The sequence below is a fragment of the Cohnella ginsengisoli genome (assembly GCF_029525555.1).
Lineage (GTDB): Bacteria > Bacillota > Bacilli > Paenibacillales > Paenibacillaceae > Cohnella > Cohnella ginsengisoli.
Map to the genome: position 1 here is coordinate 514,670 of NZ_JAPDHZ010000002.1, position 25,864 is coordinate 540,533.

Here is a 25,864-nt window from a genome sequence, read left to right on the forward strand (position 1 = left end):
TGCCTCCTTAAGTATAGGTTGTTTAATTTAAATTTTCAGCAACGCGGCGTCGTTCAGATGGAGCCGATAGCTTTTGACGAGGATGTCGCCGTTATAAATGTCTTTGTCGAAGGCGCGTTCGAAACCGAGGCGTTCGTAAAGGCGGACGGCGGAAGCCATGATGTCGGAGGTGTGAAGGTGCAGCGTATCGCCGCCGTGCGCCTTGGCGCGAATCGCGGATTCGCGGAGCAGCGCGGTGGCGACGCCTTGGCCGCGGGCTTCGGGACTCACGGCGATCAGGCGGATGATCGGAGAATCGATGCCCAGATCGCGGCCGTAGGCGACGATCGAGGAGTCGAACAACACCGCGCTGCCGACGATTTTGCCCTCCCGCTCGGCCACCAGGCGGGCGAACGGTCCCGGCGCGTCGACCGAAGCGGCGATATTGTTTTTGTATTCGATCCAGCGTTCCTCGGGCATGGTGCCTTCGTATTGGCCGTACGCCGCGAGCAGCACCTCCCGGATCGCTTCGCGGTCGCGGTCCTCGGCGTCGCGGACGTGAATGAGCGGTTGCGGCATGATTAAGCCCCCTCTCGCGCGGTTGCCGACGTCTCCGGCCCGCTCGCGGCGGCCTCGGCGGCCTTGATCCTGTCGATCTGGCCGAGATGATGCTTCGCATGCGCCGCGAAGCCTCGAACGACGTCGGCGAGCGTCACCCGGTCGCCTTTGGCGTTGATGGCCTCCTTCTCCCAATCCGCGGGGGACAGACGATGCAGCAGGCGCGCGTTGTATGCGACCAGCGACCGGAAGCCTTCGAGCACATCGGATACTTCCGCCTCGTTGCCGTACTGGCCTTCGACCCAAGGGTCTTGGCTGAATGCGGGCAGGCGGACCCGAGAGCCGGACAAGATCTCTCGGATGCGGAAGGACACGACGATCAGATGGTCGGCCAGATGGACGAGCACTTCGGTCGCGCTCCATTTGCCGGGGCCCGGCTTCCAAGTCAGGGCGGATACGTCCAGTCCGCGGACGGCGTCCGTCAGCCAATCGTAAGTATTCGAAAACGCGTCGATATCGGCGTTATGGTTGCTCATGCGTAAACGACCTCCTTATGGGGTTGAAGCTGCGGTTGCCGACGAGAAGCGGGAAAGCGAGAACGGCAGAAGGTCTTGCGGGGGGAATGCCGGATTCGGTCCACTCGGCCAGGGCCTCGCCGATCGCGCTCGCGAACTTGAAGCCGTGGCCCGAGAAGCCGCCGGCGAGCAATACGCCTGGAAACTCCGGATGGGCGTCGACGATGAATTGATCGTCCGGGGACAGCTCGTATTTGCATGCCGCGCCATGGATCAGGCGGCCTTCGGCGCCGGGGAGGAATTCGCGGAGCGCCGCCCGCAGGTCGGCTTCATCCTCGGGATACGCGCCGAACGGTTCGAAGCGTTCGCCGGGCTGCCAGGGGCGACCGCCGTCGTGGCGGCCGATCTTGACGCCGGCGCCGCCGATGCTCGGGAAGCCGTAGTAGCCGCCCGAAGGTCCGCCGAACGTGAAGCCGGGCATAGCGCCCGCGCGGAAGAGACGCTCGTCGGCCTCGAACCAGCCGACGACCTTGCGCAGAGCCCGAACCGGCAGCTTCACGCTCGGTTCCAGCGATTTGAACCAAGCGCCGGCGCTGACGACGATCTTGCCGGCCGCGAATTCGCCGCGGCTCGTTTTCACCGTAAGGCCGCGCTTCGCCTCGATGCCGAGGACGGCCGTATCCGTCAGCAGCTCCGCGCCTGCGGCCAGCGCCACGCGCCGGTAAGCGGCGACACAGCGCTCGCTGTATAGATAACCGGCATCCGGCTCATACAGACCGCGGTAGTGCGCGGGCACGGTCCATCCCGGCCACCGGGCCTCGATCTCCGCAGCGTCCAGCGATTCGTACCGAACGCCCTCGAGATCGGCGTCGGCGAACCTCCCCCTCGAACGCATAGGCGTTCGGATCGCTTACGTTCAGCACCCCGGACCGCTCAAGCAGCCGTTCGCCCGTCCGGTCCTCCAACTCCCGCCAGAGGGCATCGGACCGAAGCGCAAGCCTGACATAATGCGGGCCTCCGGGGTATACGTGACGGATCAGCCGGGGTTCGCCATGATGACTACCGCCCGTGTGTGGCGGATCGAACGCGTCGATGAGGAGCGTCTTCTGCCCGCGTGCGGCCAGATGGTAGCCGGCGCTCATCCCCATCGAACCGGCGCCGACGACGACGACGTCATATGCGTCCGGGCCGCTCATGCCTGCGCTCCGGCTTCGGCGCGCGCCGCAACCGGCTCGGAGCCCGTCGTCTCTTCGGCGACAATTCGGCCAGCGATTCGACGGCCACGGATGCCAGATAGGCTGCGGCAAGCGGGAGCGCGGATTCGTCGACGTCGAAGGCGGGATGATGCCACTCGCGCGGACCGTTCGTTCCGAGGAAGACGAAGGCGCCGGGCGCTTCCTTCAGGTAAAGAGCGAAGTCCTCGCCTGCCGGCGAAGGCTTCGGCTCCACGACCGCGAGTCCCGCCAGCTCTGCGGCCTTAGCTGCCGTTCGGGCCCATCGCGCGTCGTTGACGACCGGCGGCGGACCGCCGGTCCAGCGCGTGCGCGCCGTCGTGCCGAAGGCCGCCGCCACGCCGTCCACCACCTGCTCGAAGCGGCGGCGCACCTCGGCGCGTACGCCTTCGTCGAAGGTGCGGATCGTCCCGTCGAAGATCGCCTTTTCCGGAATGACGTTCCAGGACGTGCCCGCGCTAAGCCGGGTGACGCTGACGACCGCGCTGTCGAGCGAGCTGACGTTGCGGCTGACGATGCTCTGCAGCGCCGTCAGCATGTGCGCCGCCGTAATCAGCGGATCGCGCCCGGCCTCCGGCACCGCGGCATGCGTCCCCTTCCCGTCGACCTCGACCGCGAAGCCGTCCGCCGCGGCCATGATCGGACCGGACCGGATGCCGATCGTGCCGACCGGCAGGTCCGGCTTGTTGTGCAGGCCGAACACCGCGGCGACGTCCTTCAGCGCGCCGCTCTCGATGACCTGCGCGGCACCCTTCGCCTTTTCCTCCGCCGGCTGGAACAGCAGCCGCACCTTGCCCGGCAGCTCCGCTTCCCGGCGCTTCAGCAGCACGGCCGCGCCGATCAGCGCCGCCGTATGAAAATCGTGGCCGCACGCATGCATCGCGCCCGGGCGGCGCGAGGCGAACGGGAGTCCCGTCTCCTCCTGGATCGGCAGCGCGTCGATGTCCGCGCGCAGCGCGACGATCGGGCCTTCCCGCAAGCCGCCGATCTCGGCGACGAGACCGGTCTTCAGCGGATAGTCCGCGATCCCAATGCCCTCCTTTTCGAGCCATCCGCGGATCGCCGCGGTCGTCTCGAACTCTTCGCCGGACAGCTCCGGATTGGCGTGCAGCTCGCGCCGGATATCGATCAGCCGCCGTGCCAGCGACTCCTCTGCCTTTAGACTCATCCCATGTCCCTCCTTCGCTCCTGCGGTCTTGCAATCGTGCGAGGCGTCGCCGCCCTTTCCTCCCGCGGTCACTCGACGCCGACCGGCAGCTCCTCGAACGCTTCCTTGATCAAACGGATGGAGCGCTCGCGCTTCTCGAAATCCGCCAAAATCGTCGTAAACAGCAGCTCGCTCACGCCGTACGTATCGGCCAGCTCCAGCAGGCGCTCGCGCACCTGCTCCTTGGTGCCGCGGGTGATGTCCGCGTCGCGCACCTCCGCCGTAAACGTCTCGCCGGCCTGCCGGGCGAACTCCTCGGCCTGCTCGAGCGTGCCGACGTTAACGGTTTTGCCGCTTGCCAGCGTGACGCGCACGTTTTTGAATTCGCCCGCCAGCTCGGCGGCTTCCTCCTCGGTATCCGAGGCGATGACCGACAAGGCGAGGATCGCCCTGGGCTGGCGGCCAGTGCCATAGTCGAAGTTCGTACGGTACGTCTCGAAAGCGCGCACGGCCGTATCCGGATCGTTGTTGATAAACAGCGCGAACGCGTACGGATACCCGCGCTTCGCCGCCAGTTCGGCGCTCGACACGCTCGTGCCGAGCAGATGGATCGCTGCCGGGGCGACCGGCAGCGGGTTCGCCTGGACGCCGGCGAGCGGATGCGCTTCTCCCGCTGGACCGCTCAAGTACTGCTCCAGCTCGCCGAGCTTGCTCTCCAGATCCGCGGACTGGCCGGCTTCGCCTTGCAGCGCGCGCGTCGAACGCGGGAGACCGCCCGGCGCGCGCCCGATGCCGAGCTCCACCCTGCCCGGGGACAGCGTCGCGAGCACGTTGAAGTTCTCGGCGACCTTGTACGGGCTGTAATGCTGCAGCATGACGCCGCCGGAACCGACGCGGATGCGCGCCGTGCGGGCGAGCAAATGGGAGATCAGCACTTCCGGCGACGAACCGGCAACCGTAGGCGAATCGTGGTGCTCGGCGACCCAGTACCGGTCGTAGCCGAGCTCCTCGGCGAGCTGCGCCAGCCGGATCGTGCCCTGCAGCGCCTCGGCTGGCGTGCGCCCGGGGAAAACAATGCTTTGGTCCAAGATGCCAAGGGATAAGGCCATAGGTCCCAGCTCCGTTCGAATTAGATGTTATAGACGGCCTCGGGCGTCATGCGGCGCAAAAACTGTCTCGTGCGCTCCTCCCGCGGCGATCGGAAAAATTCGGACGCCGCGCCTTCCTCGATGACGGCGCCGTCGTCCATGAACACGATGCGGCTCGCCACCTCCTGCGCGAACGCCATCTCGTGCGTGACGATAATCATCGTAATGCCCTCGCGGGCGATCTTGCGGATGACGGCGAGCACCTCGCCGACCAGCTCGGGATCGAGCGCCGACGTCGGCTCGTCAAACAGGATGACGTCCGGGTTGAGCGCCAGCGCCCTGGCGATGCCGACCCGCTGCTGCTGGCCGCCGGACAGCTGGCTCGGATAAGCGTCCAACTTGGCGCCGAGGCCTACCTTTTCGAGCAGCTCGACGCTCCGCTGCCTGGCCTCCTCCTTCGGCACGTTTTGCACGACGACGAGCCCTTCCATGACGTTCTGCAGCGCCGTCTTGTGGCGGAACAGATGATATTGCTGAAACACCATGGCGGAACGTCCGCGAAGGCGATGAATTTCCTTTTTGGACGGGTGGCCGCAATCGACCGCGACGTCGCCGATTCGAATGCGCCCGCTGCCCGGACGCTCCAGATAGTTAATGCAGCGCAGCAGCGTCGTCTTGCCCGAGCCGCTCGGTCCCAGGATGGCGACGACCTCGCCCTTTTCGACCTCGAGGTCGATGCCCTTCAGCACTTCGTGACGGCCGAACGACTTGCGAATCTCCTTCAAGGCAATCATGCGACCCCTCCTCTGTCATAGCGGGCGACCCGCTTCTCGAGCAGCGCCGTCAACCGTTCGATGACGATCGTAAGTCCCCAGAAGATCAGCGCGGCCGCGATGTACGATTCGAAAAACTTCCAGTTGGTCGACGCAACGATCTGCGCCTTGGCGTTGATCTCGACGACCGACGCGGTGAAGGCGAGCGTGGAGCCGTGCAGCATCCCGATCAATGAATTGGACAGATTGGGCAGCGCGGACGCGAACGCCTGCGGGAACACGATCCGGCGAAGCGCCTGCCAGGTCGTCATGCCGACCGCGTAAGCGGCTTCGATCTGACCGCGGTTCACGGCCAGCAGGCCCGACCGTACGACTTCCGACATATATGCGCCGGCCGTAAGCGAGAACGCGACGTACGCGAAGCCGATCATCGGGACTTGAACGGAGCTGAAGGAGAGCCCGAGCGCGCCGGACAGCGCGTCGATGGCGATCGGCAGGCCGAACATGACCATGAGCAGGTGGGTCAGCATCGGCGTGCCGCGAATGAACGTAACATAGGCGGACGAGATCTCCCGAAGGACGGGTACCCGGTAAATGCGGGCCAGCGCGGTGACGATGCCGATGACGAAGCCGCATCCGACCGATACGGCGGTAATCTCGAGCGTCGTCGGGATCGCGGCCAGCAGCTTGATGAAGGCTTCCCAGATGAATGCCGGATCGAGCTTCATCGCAGCGCCCCCTCTTCGGTCAGATTGAGCCTGCCGTTCGCATCGCCGTCTTTGATGCGGCGGCGGCGCACCCTGGATGTAGCGGCGCCGTCCGTCGCCTCATGGCGGAGCAGCCGCCGCTCCAGCCGGAAGAGCAGCTTTTCGAGAACGAAGCTCAGGATGAAGTACAGCAGCGCAAGCGCCAGATACGATTCGAAAAAACGCTGGGATATCGTCGGCAGCGTTTGCGCCTTGCCCGTCAGCTCCATGATGCCGAGCGAAAACGCCAGCGACGTGTCCTTCAGGTTGGCGATGACCAGATTGCCGAGCACGGGCATCGCCACGGCGATCGCCTGCGGCAGGACGACGCGGCGGAATGCCTGGAAGCCCGTCATGCCGATCGCGTAGCCCGCCTCGACCTGACCGCGGTCCACGGCGCCTACGGCCGCGCGGATCGCCTCCGAGATGAAGGCGCCGCTATGCAGGGCGTAAGCCGTAACGACGAAAACAAGCACAGGCGTCCGCGAGACGTCCACTTGGACCAGCTTCAGCAGTTCGGGCAGGCCGTAATAGATCAGAAAGAGCTGGATAAGCAGCGGCGTGCCCCTGAAAAAAGACACGTACACCTGGGACAGCCGCTGCAGCACGGGGATCCGGTAAAGACGGGGAAGGGCGACGAGCATGCCGACCGCCGAACCGATCAAGAGCGAAAGAACCACGATCTTCAGCGTGATCCCCACGGAAGGCAGCAGCCGGACAAAATACTCGAATACGTAGGAGACATCAACGGATGTACCCATCGGCGTTCACCCTTTCAGAAGCTATTTGGAGAGGTTGGCCGTGAAGTCCTGACCCAGCCATTCTTTGCTGAGACTGCCGAGCGTGCCGTCGGCCTTGAGTTCCTTGATGGCGCCGTCGATGTCGTCGGCAAGCTGCTGCGATTCCGGTTCGTTCTTGCGGAAGACGAACAGGATATCGGCTTCGCTGAGGTCGTCCCCGACCGTCTTCAGCTTGCTCTCGGGATCGATGAGGGAGAGCGTGAAGTCGGCGCCGATGATCGCGTCCACGCGGCCCGTCGCGACTTGGTTGACGGTATCGTTCGCCGCGCCGCTCTGATAGACGATATTGATCTTCTTGTCGTGATCCTTGTTGTAGTTCTCGAGAATTTGCGCTTCGGCGCTCGTCGCGCCCGTAAGCACCTTCTTGCCGACGAGATCGTCGAGGGATTTGATCGTATCGTTGTCCTTGGCCACGATGATCTTGTTGCGCCAATGCGCGTACGCCTCTTTGTTGAACAGGTATTTTTGTTCGCGCTCCGGATTTTTTTTCCATTTCGTGAGCGACGAAGTCGATTTTTTTCGTTTCCAGGCTCAGCAGCAGGTTGCTGAAATCCATCGTCTTAAGCTCGAATTCATAGCCGGGCAGACGCTCGTCGATCTTCTTCACGAGCTCGACGTCGAAGCCCGTCAGCTTCCCTTTGTCGTCCAGGAACGCGACCTTCGGGAACTGCGTGCCCGTGCCGACGACGATCTTCTTGACTTCGCCGTCCGGGGCCGTACTGGCCGATGCCGATGCGGAGGCCGGTGCCGACGCAGACGCCGTTGCCTTAGCGGTTGCCGATGCGCCATTCGTTGCGGCCGCCGCGCCATTGTCGTTTTTGTTGCCGCAACCCGCGGTCACCGCTACCGTTGCCGTTAATACCAAGCTTGCCGCGCCCGTCAATAATCTGTTTTTCATATTGATCCTCCACCCTTTTCTCGTGTTCTTCTGCATGTCACGACGATCTCCGGATGTCGGGTCGATTCGTCCGTTAATTGATAGTTTATAATTCTTACCCGTTTAGTAAGGATTATATGTTCAATAATCTACACGCTTGCTTGAAGCGCGTCAATACGGTTTTTAATAGATAAGTTCTATATGCGAATCACACTATCCGATAAGCGGGGTCCGCGCCCGACAGCGCCTGGCCCGCGATCTCCTTCAGCGAGCGCGCGAACGCCTCGTTTTCCCCTTGTCCGTTGATGAGACTGGTCATCAGGCCGATGCCCGCCGTCTCCGGGAAGCCGATCGGCACGAGCGTCCCTTCGCGCTCTTCGCGGCGGACGCTCATACCCGGCAGAAAGCAGATGCCTTCCTGTTGAAGCAGCAGACGCTTGGCGGTCTCGGCGTTGTCCGTCTGCAAGATGAGATTCGGCAGCAGCCCCTGGCTCTCGAACACCCGGTGAATGCGAAGCCAATCGAGCGCGCCGCATTCGAAAAAGAGGAGCGGCTCAAGGGACAAGTCCTCGATGCGCGGCTGCGGATTGGACGCCAGGGCATGCTCGCGATGGACGTACAGCCGGATCGGATCCTCGTACAGGACCGCGGAATTCAGGCCGGGATGATTGAATTTGCGGACGAAGCCGATGTCCAGCTCCTTGGCCAGCACGCGGGCGCCGATCTCCTCGGACGTCGCCGTCGTGAGCTTCAGCCGCAGCGCGGGGTGCCGTCTCCTGAAAGCGGGGAGGATGAGCGGCAGCAAATATTGGGCGGCGGAGACGGTACAGCCGATCCGCACCTCTTCTTTGGCGGCTTGCGTCTGCCTGACCTGCTGCTTCCCCTTGCGGTACGTATCGAGCAGCTGTTCCGCGTACGGCCTGAACAGCTTGCCTTTGTTCGTCAGCAGCACCTGCTTGCCGACGCGGTCGAACAGCTGGCAATCGAGCTCGCGCTCGAGCGATTGGATCCGCGCCGTTACGGAAGGCTGCGACAGAAAAAGCGCTTCCGCCGCTTTGTTGAAACTGCCGTAGTGAAGGACATGCACGAAGGCTTCGATATTTTCGATATTCAATGAATTTCCCTCCTTATTAATCCGTGTTTGGAGGTAATATTAGTTTGAATTACTGCGAGTTGTCAAGCTTATTCATTCGATCAACTTTACCCGAGACTCTGGCTCTACACCAAGAAAAACGACTGCGAGAGCGATGGGTTGATGCCTGAGCAAGTAAAATGATTCGTCGTACGGGCTGCTTGTCTCCCCCCGGGATTTTTAGCCGTTTGACAACAACTGCCGCGCAAAAAGAAGAAGCGGTCCTTTTCCCGGTTAACGAGAAGGGCCGCTTCATTTATGAAGACGCATGCCGATAAAAAAATCACACGCGAATCGCCTGGACCTGCGCGACCAGGCAGAGCTCCGCCGCCTTGAAAGCATGCGCCTGCGTCATTGCCCGCTCGGTACGATGGATGCAATCCAGGATCAGCTCGCCGAAAAACGGAAAGCCGACCTTGCCCCCCACCGCTTCGTGATATTCGCCATCCCGGTTGACGAGATACACATGATCGCTTGACCGGTCGCGCGCGATATCGACGTATTTGCGCAGCTCGATGTAGCCTTCGGTGCCGAGAATCGTCGTTCGGCCGTCCCCCCCAAGTGCCGAGACCGTCCGGCGTCAGCCAGTCGACGCGGAAGTACTGCGTGGCCCCGTTGTCGCCGACGAGCGTCGCGTCGCCAAAGTCCTCCAGCTCCGGATATGCCGGATTCGCGTAATTCGACACCTTGCTGTGCAGCACCTTCGCATCCGCGCAGCCGGCGTAATAAAGAAATTGCTCGATCTGATGGCTGCCGATGTCGCACAGGATGCCGCCGTACTTTTCCTTTTGGAAAAACCATTCCGGCCTCGTAGGCGCGTTCAGCCGATGCGGACCGAGCCCGATCACTTGAAGCACCTTTCCGATCGCGCCGTCCCGCACGAGCTGTCCTGCATAGACGCCCGCTTCCGAGTGTATCCGTTCGCTGTAATAGACCATGTACTTGCGGCCGGTCTCCGCCGCCTTCTGCCGAGCGGACGCAAGCTGCGCCAGCGTGGTGAACGGCGTCTTGTCCGTAAAGTAGTCCTTGCCGGCGTCCATGACGCGCAAGCCCAGCGCGCACCGCTCGGAAGGCACCGCCGCCGCCGCGACGAGCCGGATCTCCGGATCGTCCAAAATCTCGGATTCGCTCTCCGCGATTCTCACGCCCGGGAACGCCTTCGCCAAGCCCTCGGCCTTCTGCCGGTCGCGGTCGTACACCCACTTCAGCGTCGCGCCGGCCTCCGTCAATCCGTTCGCCATGCCGTAAATATGGCCATGTTCGAGCGACATCGCCGCGAACGCGAACTCGCCCGGCGAGACGACGGGACTCGGTTTTCCCCTTCGGCGCATAGTTCATGCCGTCGCTTTTTTTGCGCTTCGCTCACGATCCGTAGCTCCCTTCCGTACTGAAGACTGCGCCGCTCCCCGTCTTATGTCGCGATGCGGCTGCGCGCTTGTTCAGCTCCGCGAGGAACAGGTCCTCGTTAGGCGGCATATCGACCGTGCGCTCGAGCCAGCTGGACAGATGCATCGCGTTGGACAGCTCGAGGCTGCGAATGCCCTCCGCCCCGTCCGCCGTGAGCGGCGTGCCGTTCAGGATGCGTCCCGCGAAGGCGGCGATGACGCCCATATGCTGGGGATTTTCACCTTGCGTCTCAATCTCGCGCACCGTCGACGACGGCCGCTCGAAGCCGCCGACCGTCTTGTCGAAGCAGAACTCGCGCTCATTGCGGTCGAGCTTATACAGCGTAAGCTTGTCGTGCTCGCAGACGAGCTTGCCCCACTCGAGCGTGATCTCGAGCCGGTTCGTGCCCGGGCAATCCGCCGTGCTCGTCACGAATACGCCGGTCGCGCCGTTCTCGAACTCGAGGTACGCGGTCACGTCGTCCTCGACCTCGATATCGTGCCATTTGCCGTTGTGGCAAAAAGCGCGCACGCGGCTCGGCATGCCGCATATCCACTGAAGCAGGTCCAGGTTGTGCGGACACTGGTTCAGCAGCCCCCCGCCCCCTTCGCCCGCCCAGGTCGCCCGCCAGCTTCCCGAATCGTAATAGACCTGCGTCCGGTACCAGTCCGTAATAATCCAATTGACGCGCTTGATCGCGCCGAGTTCGCCCCCGTTCACGAGCTCGTGCATTTTGCGATAGACCGGGTTTGTCCGCTGGTTGAACATCATCGCGAACACGACGCCGCTCGATGCGGCCCGTTCGTTCATCTCCCGCACCTGCTTGGCGTATACGCCCGCCGGCTTCTCGCACAGCACGTGAAGGCCGCGGTCGAACGCCTTGATCGCGAGCGCCGGATGCTCGTAGTGCGGCGTCGCGATCAAAACCGCGTCGCAAAGCCCGCTCTCCATGAGCGCCTCCGGCGAATCGAACAGCGCGGTCCGCGCAGGCAAGTACGCTTTCGCCTGCTCGAGCCGAACCGGTTCGCGCTCGGCCACCGCCGCCAGCAACACTTCGGGAACGGCGCCCGCCGCTATATTTTTCGCATGCGAGGATCCCATGTTCCCCATGCCGATGATGCCAAGCTTCAGCTGCTTCATTATGAACGCTCCTCTATTCGGTATGGACTGTCAGCGATATCCGAGTGCCGCGAGATTGCGATAGCTGGTCTCCAGGCAGTCGAACGGACTGCCCTCGCACGTATCCTGCTCGACCAGCAGATATTCGGTCGTGCCCGCCTTCCCGATCGCTTCGAGGATCGCGGGAAAGTTCATGTTGCCCGCCATGACGGGCGCCATGACCTGCTCCATGCCCCGGACGTCCATGTCCTTGAGATGGACGCAATGGATGCGGTCGGCGAGCTTCGCGATCCACTCGCAGACGTCCGCGCCGGCGGCTTGTACCCAGTACGTGTCGAGCGTGATGCCCATCTCTTGCGGCGAAAAGTCTTCGATCAGCCGCTCGATCAGCCGTTTGCCTCCGATTTTCTGCCATTCGAAGTTATGGTTGTGATACATGAACAGCTTGCCGGCATCGGCGATCGCGGCCGCGGCCTTGCGGAAGTCCCGGGCGAAGTATTCGTACCATTCCGCCGTACGGTACTTTTCGGCAAGCGCGCCGAGACCGATATATTTGCAACCTAGAATATCGTGCTCCCGGATGAGCGCCTCGGTATCGTTCAAAATACGGTCAGCGCTTACATGTGTCAGCGCGATCGTCAGGCCCAGCTCGTCGCACACGCGCCTCAGCATCTCCGGAGAGATGCTGCCCATCGCCGACACCTGGATCGACGTATACCCGATTTTTGCAATCCGCTCAAGCGATCTGCGAATGTCCGTCTCCGTCTGGAGATAGGATCTGACGGTGTACAGCTGCGCGCCCAATTTCATCGGTTTAGACTTCCTCCTCGTCAATCGTGCCGGATTTGTGATACCTTTAAGTATAGTGATCCGCTAGCCCGTATCCATTGTGAAAAGCACGACTGACATTGCGAATATAGCGGTATTGGAATCGCGTTCAACAAGGACGGGGTGAAATCGTGGGAAACATTTCGCAGCTGCATACCGAATCCGTCTATTTTCACCATGGCCTGGACTGCCGCAGAACCGATGCTTACGCGCTGCACTGCCACCCCTTTTACGAGCTCTTCTACTTCGTCGAAGGCGAAGCGAGCTATCTCGTCGAAGGCGTCGATTACGTACCGCAGCCGCACAGCCTGCTGCTCATTTCTCCGAACGTGTTTCACGGCGTGAAGGTCGAGAGCGACCGGCCCTACGAGCGTTTCGCGGTCCACTTCGACCCCGCCATCCTGCCTGCAGAAGAGCGTGCCCTGCTGTTGTCGCCGTTCCACGACGCCGATGGGCCGGACGACATCTATTTTACCGATGCCGACCGATTTGGCATGCGTGATTATTTCGAGCAGCTCATGTCTTGTACGGGGATGAGCGACGACATCCGGGACCTGTCGCTGCGCATCCGGCTCGCCGCGCTGCTGTCTCAGCTTCTCCATATGAGGCGGACGGTCCATCGCGCCGAAGGCGAGGAGCGTCCGAGGCAGACCGTCGAGCGGATCATCGGCTACCTGAACGCCCATATCGCCGAGGACGTCTCCCTGGATGAGCTGTCCGCCCGCTTCTTCGTGAGCAAGCATCATTTGAACAAAATATTCCGCAAGGCGACCGGCACGACCGTCGGCAATTACGTCATTCATAAACGCGTCGCGCTCGCAAGGCAGCTCATGATGCAGGGCGAGACCGCGAGTGCCGCGTCCCTGAACGCAGGCTTCGGCCACTATTCCTCTTTCTTTCGCGCCTACCGCAATATTTTCGGGCACGCGCCCACCGAACGCGTTTCGATGCAGATGGGCGGCGACGAGCAAGCCGCTGGTTCTGCCTCGGGCGACTTGGCGGGCGACATGGCGAATACGCGTATTTAAACGGTATCCCTTTCGGTCAGGAACCGGATTCAGCCCGTGCGAATGCGCGTCCCAACGACGTGCATTCTAGGTTAATCGAAGGCGCTCCTGCGCGAAGGGGATACCATTAAAACGACTGCGGAATGCCCGTTGCCTGTTGGAAGGGGATATCGTTCAAAATGGCGATAATGGCGATGTTCTGCCTGCAACGCTTGTCGCGGAAGTCGGCTTCGCGCAAGCAAAAGCGGACCCGCCACTTCATGCATTTCATGCATCGCATGCGGGTCCGCTTTTACTTGTTAAGCTGCGCTGCAGGTACGGATCGCTTCGACGAATCTCCGCATGATCTCGTTAAGCCAGGTGATGGCTTCTCCGACGACGGCCGAATTGGCGCCGAGCTCGAGGCAGCTTTTGATTCGGATAATCGAGCCAATGCAACGCGATGGAATGATAAAAAAAGCCGCCGGGAACGGTGTCCCAAGCGGCAGTGCAAGCGTTATTCGCACGGCGATCTGCCTTTGCCTATGCTTCTTCGGATCGGCGCGGCCACTCGCCGACGAACTCTTGAACTTCGTAGTCGTAATAACGACCGAGCGTCTCGTCGCGGTCGTCAAGGAACAGCTGGTCGGCCAGCGCGGAGACGAGTCTCGGAATGCCGTACTTCATGCCGGACAGCGCCGACGCGGAGATGCCGCAGCTGACCAGAGCGGAATAGTTATAGGCAAAAAGCCCGTGCAGCAGCGCCTTGCCCGCTTCGTCGCGGCTTGTGAATGCGAAGCCCGGCGTCAGGTAGGGGTGCGCGTCCAGCAGCGGGCTCGCAAGCTCGGCAGGCGCGGCGTACCTGTCGCCCCAGCGGGCGATATGCCGCTCGACGCGCGCGAGCTCGGGGCGCAGCGCTGGATCGGTGAGCAGGCCGGTGCTGACGATGAGGAAGTCGAAGCGATGCTCGCCCTGCGGCGTCGTCACGACCGCGCCGTCCCCTTCGGGCCGCACCGCGAGCCATGGCGCGCCGAGATGAAGCGCAAAGCCCGGCCAGGCGCTCGCGCGCTCGAACGTGTCGTTGGTCGGCGGCTGGTTAAACTTGAAAAAGTGCGATATGACCGCGTACTTGTCCGCGTCCGGCAGCGCCGGGAAGCGCTCGATCATGCCCGAGCCCTCCATTTGGCGGATCGGGTTGACGCGCGGCAGCGCCTGGCGCCGCACGAACACATGCGCTTCGGCGACGCCCGCGCCTAGCGCGAAGTTGGCGTTGTCGAAGGCGGATGCGCCGCCGCCGAGCACGGCGACCTTTTTGCCGCGCAGCGCCGCGAAGTCGATCGGCTGGGACGTATGCGCGTAGAGATGCGGCGGCAGGCTGTCCGCGATCATCGGCGGCACATGCCATTCGCCGCCGCCCTGGATGCCCGTGGCAAGTACGACCTTGCGGGCGAGCACCGCGGGCGAAGGCGCGCCGGCACCCTCGAGATGCAGCCGGTGGAGGCCTTCTCCGGCTGGTTCCACCAGCTTCAGCTTCGTCTCGTTGACGACGGGCAGGCTAAGCGCTTGGCGATACCAGCGCAGGTAGTTCATCCAATCGCCGCGCGGAATTTTGTCGATCGCCTCCCAGCCCTCGGGACCGAACTGCGCTTCCCACCAGGAACGAAAAGTGAGCGACGGGATGCCAAGATCGATCGAGGTCAAGTGCTTGGGCGTTCGAAGCGTCGTCATGCGGGCGTACGTTTCCCATGGGCCTTCCGCGCCTTCGGGATTCTCGTCGACGATCAGAATATTATAGATCCGCTCGCGCATGAGGCCGAAGGCGATCCCCAGTCCGCTCTGCCCGCCGCCGACGATGACCGCGTCATAGACATGTCCTTCCGGATGGAGAGTCGGGCGAACCCAGGTCGCCCCGCCGAACGCCAGGTAGGCAAGGTCGGATTTCACGCGCTCGTTCAACGCTTCCAGGCTCATCGGGATCTTTCCCTTCCGAGGCGAACGAATAGATCCGGATCGCCAATGAATTCCGTATTGCAAACATCATCTGTTAGCTTATTCCTATCTTATCGCCTGCCGTTTGTTATGGACAGTGCGGCGCATGCAAGATTGTGCGGATCGCTAAATTTCGATCGACGCCTTGTACGCGATCACGAGCGTTGCGCCGGTCAAGCCGCGAAGCTGACTGCAGGGCTAAAGAAGTGGCCTCCGCCCTGTGCGGAGGCCACCGAAGATGATAGACCATGATTTCTCTAAGCGCTTCTCGCGTTTTCTGCTTCCAAGCTTGGTACTCCCTCCGCTCTAGGTTCGTTTTTGCGGTTCCAGCGACAAGCGAACGGAACAGCGTCGCGTCACTTCAACGCGCCTGCGTCCGCAAAGTCCATGAACCGCTCCCAATCGTATGCCGTCAGGTCGTGGCCGCCGCTGCGCAGATGATAGCCCATCCGCTCCCCGAACAGCGGCGACTCCGGCGCCGGGAACGGCGCTCCCGCCAATCCCTTGTAGCCGTGCAGCCGGTACACCGGTGCGGCTTCGGCGAGCGCCGCGAACTCCGAAGCCGGATCCGCCCACTCGTCCTGGACGGCGCTCGCTACGTACACGGATCGAGGGGCCAAGGCCGCGATCAGCATATGCTGGTCGACGGGAAGCGCCTCTTCCCGGCCGTTGAAGGATTTATAATGGCCGTTGAACCAGTGCGGAAAACGGTCATTGATCGCTTGGATCGTCTCTCCGCGCTTGCCTCTCGACAACGCGGCTCCCGTGCTGCCGGATTCGTTGCTCACGACCAGCGCGAAGCGCTCGTCCAGGGCTCCGGCCCAGAGCGCGGTTTTGCCGCCCCGGGAATGTCCGGCGACGGCGATCCGGCCGGCATCCAGGTCCGGGTCCGTCGCCAAATAATCCATCGCGCGGCGCGCCGCCCATGCCCAGGCCGCGATCGTAGCCCAAGCATCCTTCGGGCGTTCGCCGTCGTATTCGTCGAAGATGCCGTGCACGCCGTTGCGATGGCCTTCGTCGACGTCCGGATCCGCATCCTCGAGGTCGAGCGCGGCCGCCGCGTATCCCCGGGCGACGATCCGCTCAGCGGGCCAGAACATGGAGATGTCGCGCCGCTCCGGATCCATCTCCGTGACTCCCCGATTGTTGAGAAACAAGAAGGCCGGATAAGGCCCTTTTCCCTCGCTCGGGACGAAAAGCAGCAGGCGGACCTTCCCAGTCCCTCCCTGGCCTTCGAAGCGAATCTCGACCTGCTTGCGGACTGCGGCGCCGTTCATCGTGCCCGGCGTAATCACCGTCTCAAAAACCTGGGATGCCGGCCGGCCGACCGGCTCTCTGCCGTATACGTAAGTGCGGAACAGCTCCAAAATTTCGGGTCGCCTCGAGCCGCGCCACTCCTCGACCGTCTTGATCGCGTTTCCGTTTGCTCCCTTGAGAACATCCGGCAGCCTTCGCTCATCCGTCATATCGTCCTTCTCCATCCTCTCCTGAATGTGTAAACCGGTACGAGGAGCCGATAAATGCTTCCGTAATAGAACCAACGATCGTCAATTGCCATTATTTATAATAGCGCTTTCTTAAGGTAAATTAAAACCGCTTCCCCCACAAAAGGGAAGCGGTCTCGACTCGTATTTTATTCGGTCGTCCGGATCAGCACGCGCACGCCGTTCTGCGGCAGGCTCAGCTCGTCGCCAGTCACCGGCTCCCCGGTCTCCGCATCGCGGTAGGCCCGGCCATCCAACTTGACGCGCCGGCTCTCGCCGCTGTAATTTTCTACGAACACATAGTCCGATTCGCCGTCCGTGCGGACATGCGCCGTCACGCCTCGCGGCAGGTCCGCCTCGATGGCCCTCGGCAGCGACAGCGTCCCGGCGAGCTTGGCGTACAGCACATCGAGAAGCGCTGCGTCGGCCCTGGTTGCAAGATAATAAGCGCGGCCCTTGCCAAGCGCGTTCACCGTGAGCGCCGGGCGTCCGGCGTAGAAATCGTCGCGGTACGTCGCCAGCGCCGTCGCGCCCTCCAGATGCACGAGCTCGCACAGCTCGCGCGACTCGTACGTTTCCGCAAGGCCGAGCGCATTGCCCTCCACCGGCACGAGCGCGTTGCGCTCGTCGTCGTACAGCGCGTCGATCTCCTCCGCCCAGATGCCGAGCGTTCTGCGGAGCGGCCCCGGAAACCCGCCGAGATGGCACAGGTCATGTTCGTCGACGACGCCGCTCCAATAGGTGGCGACGAGCGTGCCGCCCGCTTCGACGAAACGCTCCAGGCGCTCGCCGGCGGATGCGCGGCACAGATACATCATCGGGGCTGTGATCAGGTCGTAGCGGGAAAGGTCCCGGTCCTCCTCGGAGCCGATGATATCCACCTGGATACCGAGCGCCCACAGCGCGCGGTAATGCTCCATCAAGGTGTCTTCGTAATGAACGCCCGCATTGCGCGGCCCTTGCGAGTCGTTAACCGCCCACCGGTTGTCCCAGTCGGTCAGAAGGGCGGCGCGAGCTTTCACGCCGGTTCCCGCGACGTCCGCGATCCGCTTCAGCGTCTCGCCTAGCTCCGCCACGTCGGAAAATACGCGCGTATGCTCGTGCCCGGCATGGTCGACGACCGCGCCGTGCAGCTTTTCGCTCGAGCCCCGGCTTTTGCGCCATTGGAAGTACTGCACGGAATCGGAGCCGTGAGCGACGGCCTGAAGGGAAGCCAGCTTGTGCATGCCGGGCTTCTTCAGCTTGCTGATCGGCTGCCAGTTGGTCATGCTCGGCGTGCTCTCCATGAGAAGGAAAGGCTTGTCCTTGAGCGAGCGGTACAAATCGTGATTGTACGCGAACCAAGCCGCGACTTCGATATCGTCCCGCGCGCCGTGCCACTTCGGGTAAGCGTCCCAGGAAACGACGTCGAGGATGTCGGCGAACTTGCGGTAATCGAGCCCCTCGTAGCCTTCCATCAGATTGGTCGTAACGGGCAGGTCCGTATTGTACGGACGCACCGCCGCGATCTCGTGGGCACAAAAGTCGACGGTCCGCGCGGTAACGAAGCGCTTCCAGTCCAGATTTTGACCGTGAACCATATTTTCGCCGCGCGGCGACGGCGACTCGACCTGCGACCAGCTCGTATACGTATGCGCCCAGAAAGTCGTCCACCAGGCGGCGTTCAGCGCGTCCAGCGTGCCGTATTCGGCCCGCAGCCACTCGCGAAACGCTTCCTGGCAATAATCGCAGTGGCAATCGCCGCCGTACTCGTTGGAGATATGCCAGCCGACGACCGCGGGATGCGTGGCGTACCGCTCCGCCAGCTTGCGATTCATGATCGCCGTCTTCTCCCGGTAGACGGGAGAGCTGTAGCAGTGGTTGTGCCGATGTCCGTGCAGGTTCCGCATGCGCTGGGCGGTGACGCGCAGCACCTCCGGATAGCGCTCCGACATCCAAGCCGGCCGGGCGCCGCTCGGCGTCGCTAGCCAGGCATAGATGCCGTTGGCCTCGAACCGCTCCAGCACGCGATCCAGCCAGCCGAATTCGAACCGGCCCTCTTCCGGCTCGATCGCCGCCCAGGCGAAGATGCCGACCGCCATCACATTGCAGCCGGCCAGCTTCATGAGCCGAATGTCCTCCTCAAGCACCTTCGGGTCGTGCTGCCACTGGTCCGGATTGTAATCCGCGCCATGCATGAACCCTTTGATCTTGCCGCTCACCGGCGCATACCGCTTCGCCATCTCGATTCTCTCCTTCGCGCTTGCGCTTTTCTTTTTATTGCTAACGTTTAAAAACTAAACTATAGTCTGATTGTAGACGCACAAAAGGCATAATCGTTAGCAAAATGCACGTTAAAATAAGCACAAAATGAATATGGAGGCGAATCAAGATGCAGCTCCCGTTCCGGTTGTCCTCTTCCGTCCAGCTAGAGCGACTCCCGGCAAGCCTGTACTGCGTAGGCGCGCATGCCCAGCATCCCGTAGCCCGTCCGGCTGGCTTTCCCGTCATGCAGTGCTTTATTGCCTTCGGCGGACGGGGCCGCTTTGAATTTTCCGACGGGAACCGTCTGTCGATCGCGGCCGGCCAGGCGCTGCTGCTCCCCGCGGACGAAGCGCATCGCTACGAGCCTTTTCCGGGACAGCCGTGGCTCCTCGGGTTCGTCGGTTTCGAGGGGCCTTGCGCGGCGGACATCGCCGGGGCTTGCGGACTGCCATTGCGAACGGCGATTTCGCTAAAAGAAACGGCGGCGCCGGCGGCAAGCATCCGGGCGCTCTGGCAGCTCGCGGAGCGCGCCGACCCGGATGCCGCTCGCCTGCTGTCGGCGCGCCTTTACGACCTGCTGCTGCTGCTCGGGTCGCTCGCCGCCGGACCGGCAGCCCCGGCCGCGCCGCCTCGAGCGCGCCAATCCGACGCCGCGCTCGAACGCGCCGTCCATTATCTGCACGAGCACTTTGCCGAGCCGCTCGTCATGTCCAACGTCGCCAGCGCGGTCGGTTATTCGGTCCAGCATTTCCAGCGCCTGTTCCGCGAAGCCTATGGCGAACCGCCGCTTGCTTACCTCCGCCGCATCCGGCTCCATCAGGCCGCGGTATGGCTGGAAGAGGATCCGCGCGCCTCGGTATCGGATACGGCAGGAAGGATCGGCATGGACCCGAACTATTTCATCCGTTCGTTCAAGCAAGTCTACGGCGTTCCGCCCGGCCACTATCGCAAGGTTAAAAGGCCTTAATCTCGCAGGCCGGACTCGGCGCCTCCCGTCAAATACCGTTCCGTATAACCGTTGCGGAATTTGCCGTCCGGATCGAGCCGCGCGACCAGCCGCTCGAAGTCCGGCAGCTTGGCGTAATGCAGGCGCAGCTTGTCCGGCGTCATGGCGAACACCTTGGCCCAGTGCGGGCGGGCCCGGTAAGGTTCAAGCGCCTCCTCGATCAACGGAAGCAGACGGTAGACGGCCTCCTGGTCGGGCTTCCATGTAAAATGGAACCCAACCGAATCCTGGCGATAGCAGGGACTCATCCACAGTTCGTCAGCGGCGACCGTACGGATCTCGGAGACGTACAGCAGCGGGGCGATCCGCAGACGCAGCCGTTCGATCGCGCACAGCGCATCGTAAGCCGCGGCGCGCGGGACGAAGTATTCGCTCTGCAGCTCTTCGCCGGCGCTCGGCGTGAAATCCATGCGGAAATGGGGCAGCCGCTCGTACCATGGCCCGACGATGCCGAGCTGCTCGCTGCATGGATCAGCCGGCAGTCCCGGCACCGGATGCTTGCGTTCGGTCGCGCGGACCGCGCCGAAGAACGCCGCCTCCTCCCGGTCATGCCCCCCGTCCGTTTCCGTTCGTTTGATCCACGCCTGATTAAACGAGGCTTCGCGCCAATCCGTAAACAAGCTGACGCTGTATCCGGCCGAGAAGATCGCGTCGAGCCGATCCGCTAACGCCGCGAGCGGCAATCCTTCGTAGACCGTCTGGCTCATGCGGAAAGCCGGTATGACGTCAAGCGTGATCGCGGTCACGATCCCCAGACACCCGAGTCCGACGGCAGCCCCGGCCAGCGTCCCGTCTCCGTCTTCGCGCGAGATCGCGATTTTCTCCCCGTCCGCCGTCACGATATCCAGCGCGTGCACCGACGTCGCCAGGTTGCCGTTGCGATCGCCGGAGCCGTGCGTCGCGGTCGCGCAGGCGCCTGCCACCGTAATATGCGGCAGCGAAGCCAAGTTGGGCAGCGCATACCCGCGCTCGTCCAGATAAGCGCACAATTCGCCGTACCGGATGCCGCCCTCTACCTTCACTCTGCCGTTCGTTCGGTCCAGTTCGACGACGCGGTTCAGCCGCTCCAGCGAGATCATCGTCCCGTCCGTATCGGCGATTCCGTTGAACGAATGTCGCGAACCTAGCGCCTTCGCGCGGCGGCTGCGCGCCACCCGCTCCTGAATTTCCTCGACGCTTTGCGGAAAAACGGTCTCAGAAGCGCTGTATTCATAATTGCCGGCCCAATTGCGATCGTATGTCGGGTCTTTTACCATCCGTCACTTCCACCCTTCGATAAATGGAATACGTTTTCACTCCTTAACATAACACGATTAAGCGCCGCCCGCTCGGCATGGTTGCCACGCGAAAAAGACGCTTGGCGCGGACAAACCGCGACAAACGTCTTCGGTCAAAAACATCTCAATAGTCGAGAGCCATTCGGCCACCGCTATCGCTTGCGTCGGTTGCGAGCGGCGTTGCGCGCCAGCGGCGCTCTTGCTTTCGGCCGCCGGCTGTAGGCCATGATTTTTCGATACATGCGCTTGTCGGACAGCGCGTTAAAGATGGATCTGTCGGGACGCGAATTCACCTCGATAATCCACGGCTTCAGCGACCGGTCGATGCCGATGTCGACGCCGTACGCGCGAAATTGAGGGAAATAACCGTTCAAATGGCGGCTGACTCGAAGCGCAAGCCCTTGTAGCCGCCCCTTGTACCCTTGGCGTTTGGCCGCCGGGACCGCAGACGAGAGCAAGACGTCGGCCGGCATAGGCTTGCCGCCGTTGTGATAGTTGGTCACGATCTTGTTCGCCATGGCGAGCCGGCCGACGATGCCGGTCGCCTCCCAGGCTCCCTTCGGATTGCGCTGCACCATGATGCGCAGATCGAACGGTCGGCGCTTGTATCGAAGCAGCGGGATCCCCATCTGCACCAGGTATATTCTGTTACTCCTGGCCTTGTTGAAAGCGGCATAAGCTTGTTCCAGCTTCGGATAAGAGCGGCTTCGGGTGCCGTACCTGAGTTGGTACCCGCCCTTGAACCTGGACATTTTGAAAATGCCGTAGCCGCCGGTGCCATGACTCGGTTTGATATCGACGGCCGCATAACGCCCCAACATCCTGCGAACAGCCTTCAAGGAAGCGATCGCGGTCGGAGGCAGATGCCTCGCCGTCGCCCGATCCTTAAGCATCAGCCTATATTTGCCCATCTTGTTGTTCCCGTGCATGATCGTCCCCCGTTTTCCGCATTTGGCCCCGTTTTCTATATATGCGTGGGGGACTCGGGCCTCCTATGCGTTTGTCGGCGTTTATTCATGCGACCGCGATATTTCGCGCATAAAAAAAGGTACGCGTCCATCATCGGACGCGTACCCCCATGCAAGTTCGAATTACCGATGCCTTGTTTAAACCGCCTTACCCATATATTGACCCAAAATATGCGAGATCACGTCGCGCTTTACGGGCTTGCTCACGTAATCGTCCATGCCGGCTGCCAGGCATTTTTCCCGATCGCCCTTCAGCGCGTTCGCGGTCACCGCGACGATCCGCGGACACTTGCCTGGCGCCGACCTCTCTTTGATCGCGCGCGCCGCGTCCAAGCCGTTGATGACGGGCATATGGATATCCATGAAAATAAAGTCGAACGATTCGCGCAGCGCCGCCTCGATGACCTCTTTGCCGTCGTCGGCCACCGTTACGTGATGTCCCATTTTTTCCAGCATTTTTTTCAACACGAGCGTATTAATCGGATTGTCTTCGCCGACCAATATTTTCGCTTGGGCAGTGCCGGCTTCATTCGTCAATGCGGCTTCGGGCGCCAATGGGTCTTCGGTAGACTCGTGCAGTTCGATCGTGAATTGGAAAGCGGAGCCGCTCTTGCCATCGCTCTCCGCGCGAATCCCCCCCGCCCATCAGCTCGACGATGCGCCGGCTGATCGAGAGTCCGAGGCCCGTGCCTTCGTGCTTGCGCACCATGAAGCTGTCGATCTGCGAAAACGGCTCGAAAATCTCCTCCAGGCGGTCCGGCGGGATGCCAATGCCCGTATCCGTCACGGTAAACGCAAGGAGGGGCGTTTTTCCTTTTATTTTTTTGACGGCGATAGACACCTTGCCGCTTGTCGTAAACTTCACCGCATTGCCGAGCAAGTTAAGCAGCACTTGCTTCAATCGATCGGCATCGCCGAAAATATAATCTGGAACGTCGTGATGGATGGCGTACGACAGCTCGAGATTTTTTTCGTCCGCCTTGGCCGAGACGACCGACATGCTGTCCTTGATGCACTTCCTCAAATCGAAGGACGTCTCATGCAGCTCGCTCCTGCCCGCCTCGATCTTCGACAGATCGAGAATATCGTTGATAATGGCAAGCAGCGCCTCACCGCTTTTACGGATAATTTCGGCATAGGCCTTGCTTTCCTCGTCGAGCTCCGAATCGAGCAGCAGGTCGGTCATCCCGATGACCCCGTTCATCGGCGTGCGGATCTCATGGCTCATCATGGCCAGGAATTCGCTTTTCGCTTTGTTGGTGGCCTCCGCCATTTCTTTAGCCAGCACGAGCTGCTTTTGCTCCGATATATCCTTGCAGATCAGATAGAAGCCGATATTGCGGTTGCCGACGAAAATCGGGGCGATGCTCGTTATCACTTCGACGGTCTCGCCTTCCTTGGTGACAAGCGTATCGATACCCTGCTCGACGGTGGCGTCATGCAGCGCGTCCGCCAATATGCGGTCCACGTTCGGCTTGCCGATAATGTTGGCGAGCTCCATTCCGATGAGCTCCTCCGCGATGCCATAGCCCGTGAGCTTTTCGGCTACGGCGTTTCCGTTGATCACGCGCCCCTGAAGGTCAAAGGAGATTACGGCATCGTGATTGTATTTTTTTAGCGACGTGTATCTCTCGACCGATTCCTGCAGTTGGATCTCGGATAACTTCTGCTTCGAGATGTCGATGACCTGCAAAATATAATAAAGCGGCGTACCCTCGTCATTGCGGAACAGACGCACGGACATCAACGTCCAGATCGTCGCGCCGTCTTTTCTGAAAAACCGCTTCTCCATCTGCCACTCGAGCTCGGTCTCCCCCATCGCCTCTTTTAACTCTCCGATGGATTTGATCGGGTCGTCGGGATGCGAGAAGCAACCGAACAGGCGCCCGTCGAATTCTTCCTTGCTATAGCCGAAAATCCGCTCCATCGCGGGATTTACGGTTAAAAAAAGTCCTTTGGGATCGATGAGCGCGACGCCGAAGAACGCGTATTGAAACACTTGACCGTTAAAGGAATTTTGATCCAAGTTAACGCGATGCATGCCTTTACCTCCAAGTTTGTACCATCTGCCGCCAATACTGCATGAAGGCATAGTTTTAGATGCTTATACCCCATTCGAATTCTTTTGAAACATAAAAAACAACAGCGTGCGTTCGGGGAAAACGCACCGGACGCTCGCTGTCGAAAAAACAGGCTATAAAGGCTAGGAAACAGGCTGGCTGACCGCCTTTTGAAACGATTGACCGGGGCTTAAACCGAGCGATTGCGCGGTCGATGCTTGAACGTCGCGGAGGAGCTCCGGATTTTTAAGCAAGGAGGCGCCGTAAGACGGGATCATTTCTTTTAACTTCGGCTCCCAAGCTTGAATTTGCTGCGGGAAGCACTTTTTAATGACGTTCAGCATGACCGAGACGGCGGTCGAGGCGCCCGGGGATGCGCCAAGCAGCGCGGCGACCGAGCCGTCGGCTGCCGTTACGACCTCGGTGCCGAATTGCAGCGTGCCTTTGCCGCCGGCAGCCGTATCCTTGATGACCTGGACGCGCTGGCCGGCTACGACCAAGTCCCAATCTTCGCTTTTCGCGTCCGGCACGAACTCGCGCAGCTCCTCCATACGCTGTTCTTTCGACAGCATGACCTGTTGGATCAGGTACTTGGTGAGCGACATGTTTTTGGCGCCAGCCGCCATCATCGTGACGAGATTGTGCGGCTTGACCGAAGTGATCAGATCGAGCATCGAGCCCGTCTTCAGGAACTTTGGCGAAAATCCGGCAAACGGTCCGAACAGCAGCGACTTCTTATTGTCGATGAAGCGGGTGTCGAGGTGCGGTACCGACATCGGCGGCGCGCCGACCTTCGCCTTGCCGTATACCTTGGCGTGATGCCTGGCGATGACGTCCGGATTGTTGCAGGACATGAACAGACCGCTGACCGGAAACCCGCCGATGTGCTTGCCTTCGGGGATGCCCGTTTTTTGAAGCAGGTGCAAGCTGCCGCCGCCGCCCCCGATGAAGACGAATTTCGCGGCATGCCGCTCGACGCGACCGTTATCGGCGCGAACCTTCAATTCCCATGCGCCGCCGCGGGTGCGCTTGATATCGTCCACTTTATGCTTGTACTTGATCTCGACGCCGTTTTTCTTCAGATGCTCGAACAGCATGCGCGTCAAAGCGCCGAAGTTGACGTCCGTGCCCGCGTCGACCTTGGTGGCCGCGATCGGCTCGTTCGCGCTCCGGTTTTTCATGATCAACGGGATCCATTCCTTCAGCTTGGCGGGGTCCTCGGTATACTCCATGCCTTGGAACAACGGATTCGCGGACAACGCTTCGTACCGTTTTTTCAGGAACGACACGTCTTTTTGCCCGTGCACGAGACTCATGTGAGGCAGGGCCATAATGAAGTCCTGCGGATTGCGAATCAGCTTGCTCTCGACGAGGTAGGACCAGAATTGCATGGAATCCTGGAACTGCTCGTTGATGCTGATCGCCTTGCTGATATCTATCGAGCCGTCCGGCTTTTCGACGGTATAGTTCAATTCGCACAGCGCCGCATGTCCCGTGCCGGCGTTGTTCCATTCGTTAGAGCTCTCTTCGCCCGCGCTCGGGAGCTTTTCCAGCACGGTGATCTTCCAGTTCGGCGCCAATTCCTTCAGCATGGCGCCCAGCGTCGCGCTCATGATGCCCGCGCCGATCAAGATTACGTCTGAACCTGTTTGTCCGTTACTCATTATGAC

Annotated in this window: 22 protein-coding genes and 2 pseudogenes; 2 read left to right on the plus strand and 22 right to left on the minus strand. The window is 61.4% G+C overall.

From position 1 onward, the window contains the following. Positions 1-27: 27 nt before the first annotated feature. From OMP38_RS02610 to OMP38_RS02670, 14 genes and pseudogenes are all read right to left on the minus strand, one after another. The gene (locus OMP38_RS02610) at positions 28-558 is read right to left on the minus strand and encodes a GNAT family N-acetyltransferase (RefSeq protein WP_277563747.1); all 531 of its coding nucleotides are present in this window, start codon (positions 556-558) and stop codon (positions 28-30) included. Positions 559-560: 2 nt separating this feature from the next. Next, positions 561-1,073, minus strand: a complete 513-nt coding sequence (locus OMP38_RS02615; protein ID WP_277563748.1) for a DinB family protein — start codon at positions 1,071-1,073, stop codon at positions 561-563. Further along, complete coding sequence (locus tag OMP38_RS34380; RefSeq protein ID WP_338130464.1) at positions 1,060-1,890, minus strand: FAD-dependent oxidoreductase; 831 nt, start codon at positions 1,888-1,890, stop codon at positions 1,060-1,062. Before OMP38_RS34380 ends, OMP38_RS02615 begins: the two co-directional genes overlap by 14 nt. Beyond that, positions 1,820-2,248 carry an FAD-dependent oxidoreductase gene (locus OMP38_RS34385; RefSeq protein ID WP_338130389.1) on the minus strand — a complete coding sequence of 143 codons (429 nt, stop codon included), beginning with the start codon at positions 2,246-2,248 and terminating at the stop codon, positions 1,820-1,822. Before OMP38_RS34385 ends, OMP38_RS34380 begins: the two co-directional genes overlap by 71 nt. After that, entirely contained in the window at positions 2,226-3,452 is a 1,227-nt protein-coding gene (locus OMP38_RS02625; protein ID WP_277563749.1) for an amidohydrolase, read from the minus strand. Before OMP38_RS02625 ends, OMP38_RS34385 begins: the two co-directional genes overlap by 23 nt. A gap of 68 nt (positions 3,453-3,520) precedes the next feature. Continuing rightward, positions 3,521-4,540: an LLM class flavin-dependent oxidoreductase gene (locus OMP38_RS02630; protein WP_277563750.1), complete on the minus strand. Its 1,020-nt coding sequence runs from the start codon at positions 4,538-4,540 to the stop codon at positions 3,521-3,523. A 20-nt stretch (positions 4,541-4,560) separates the two neighbouring features. After that, positions 4,561-5,313: an amino acid ABC transporter ATP-binding protein gene (locus OMP38_RS02635; RefSeq protein WP_277563751.1), complete on the minus strand. Its 753-nt coding sequence runs from the start codon at positions 5,311-5,313 to the stop codon at positions 4,561-4,563. Continuing rightward, on the minus strand, positions 5,310-6,020 hold the full coding sequence (locus tag OMP38_RS02640; RefSeq protein ID WP_277563752.1) for an amino acid ABC transporter permease: 711 nt from the start codon (positions 6,018-6,020) through the stop codon (positions 5,310-5,312). The genes OMP38_RS02635 and OMP38_RS02640 overlap by 4 nt, the downstream gene beginning before the upstream one ends. Then, the gene (locus OMP38_RS02645) at positions 6,017-6,799 is read right to left on the minus strand and encodes an amino acid ABC transporter permease (RefSeq protein ID WP_277563753.1); all 783 of its coding nucleotides are present in this window, start codon (positions 6,797-6,799) and stop codon (positions 6,017-6,019) included. Before OMP38_RS02645 ends, OMP38_RS02640 begins: the two co-directional genes overlap by 4 nt. A gap of 21 nt (positions 6,800-6,820) precedes the next feature. Further along, a pseudogene (locus OMP38_RS02650) lies at positions 6,821-7,736 on the minus strand (transporter substrate-binding domain-containing protein). 187 nt (positions 7,737-7,923) lie between these two features. After that, a complete protein-coding gene (locus OMP38_RS02655) occupies positions 7,924-8,829 on the minus strand; it encodes a LysR family transcriptional regulator (RefSeq protein WP_277563754.1) in 906 nt (301 codons plus the stop codon). A 301-nt stretch (positions 8,830-9,130) separates the two neighbouring features. Next, positions 9,131-10,185: pseudogene (locus OMP38_RS02660) on the minus strand (Gfo/Idh/MocA family protein). Positions 10,186-10,209: 24 nt separating this feature from the next. After that, complete coding sequence (locus tag OMP38_RS02665; RefSeq protein WP_277563755.1) at positions 10,210-11,373, minus strand: Gfo/Idh/MocA family protein; 1,164 nt, start codon at positions 11,371-11,373, stop codon at positions 10,210-10,212. Between the two features lie 30 nt (positions 11,374-11,403). After that, a complete protein-coding gene (locus tag OMP38_RS02670; protein ID WP_277563756.1) occupies positions 11,404-12,162 on the minus strand; it encodes a sugar phosphate isomerase/epimerase family protein in 759 nt (252 codons plus the stop codon). A gap of 149 nt (positions 12,163-12,311) precedes the next feature. On the opposite strand from OMP38_RS02670, the gene OMP38_RS02675 reads away from it, so the two are divergent. Continuing rightward, the gene (locus OMP38_RS02675; RefSeq protein WP_277563757.1) at positions 12,312-13,208 is read left to right on the plus strand and encodes a helix-turn-helix domain-containing protein; all 897 of its coding nucleotides are present in this window, start codon (positions 12,312-12,314) and stop codon (positions 13,206-13,208) included. A gap of 501 nt (positions 13,209-13,709) precedes the next feature. On the opposite strand, the gene OMP38_RS02680 is transcribed toward OMP38_RS02675, so the two are convergent. From OMP38_RS02680 to OMP38_RS02690, 3 genes are all read right to left on the minus strand, one after another. Continuing rightward, positions 13,710-15,137, minus strand: coding sequence for an FAD/NAD(P)-binding protein (locus OMP38_RS02680; protein WP_277563758.1), 1,428 nt, complete (start codon positions 15,135-15,137; stop codon positions 13,710-13,712). 374 nt (positions 15,138-15,511) lie between these two features. After that, positions 15,512-16,636, minus strand: a complete 1,125-nt coding sequence (locus OMP38_RS02685) for an alpha/beta hydrolase family protein (RefSeq protein ID WP_277563759.1) — start codon at positions 16,634-16,636, stop codon at positions 15,512-15,514. A gap of 152 nt (positions 16,637-16,788) precedes the next feature. Continuing rightward, positions 16,789-18,861 carry a beta-galactosidase gene (locus OMP38_RS02690; RefSeq protein WP_277563760.1) on the minus strand — a complete coding sequence of 691 codons (2,073 nt, stop codon included), beginning with the start codon at positions 18,859-18,861 and terminating at the stop codon, positions 16,789-16,791. A 149-nt stretch (positions 18,862-19,010) separates the two neighbouring features. On the opposite strand from OMP38_RS02690, the gene OMP38_RS02695 reads away from it, so the two are divergent. After that, complete coding sequence (locus OMP38_RS02695; protein WP_277563761.1) at positions 19,011-19,850, plus strand: AraC family transcriptional regulator; 840 nt, start codon at positions 19,011-19,013, stop codon at positions 19,848-19,850. Here OMP38_RS02695 and OMP38_RS02700 read toward each other — a convergent pair. The 5 genes from OMP38_RS02700 to OMP38_RS02720 all read right to left on the minus strand — a co-directional run bounded on the left by OMP38_RS02700 (position 19,847) and on the right by OMP38_RS02720 (position 25,858). Further along, a complete protein-coding gene (locus OMP38_RS02700) occupies positions 19,847-21,145 on the minus strand; it encodes an FAD-binding protein (RefSeq protein WP_277563762.1) in 1,299 nt (432 codons plus the stop codon). The genes OMP38_RS02695 and OMP38_RS02700 overlap by 4 nt on opposite strands. Before the next feature lie 173 nt (positions 21,146-21,318). Next, entirely contained in the window at positions 21,319-22,095 is a 777-nt protein-coding gene (locus OMP38_RS02705) for a YheC/YheD family protein (protein WP_277563763.1), read from the minus strand. Positions 22,096-22,272: 177 nt separating this feature from the next. Beyond that, positions 22,273-22,671 carry a response regulator gene (locus OMP38_RS02710; protein ID WP_277563764.1) on the minus strand — a complete coding sequence of 133 codons (399 nt, stop codon included), beginning with the start codon at positions 22,669-22,671 and terminating at the stop codon, positions 22,273-22,275. Further along, positions 22,661-24,175 (minus strand): PAS domain S-box protein, encoded by a 1,515-nt coding sequence (locus OMP38_RS02715; RefSeq protein WP_277563765.1) that lies wholly within the window; start codon positions 24,173-24,175, stop codon positions 22,661-22,663. Before OMP38_RS02715 ends, OMP38_RS02710 begins: the two co-directional genes overlap by 11 nt. A 162-nt stretch (positions 24,176-24,337) precedes the next feature. Beyond that, a complete protein-coding gene (locus OMP38_RS02720) occupies positions 24,338-25,858 on the minus strand; it encodes a malate:quinone oxidoreductase (protein WP_277563766.1) in 1,521 nt (506 codons plus the stop codon). Positions 25,859-25,864: the final 6 nt, after the last annotated feature.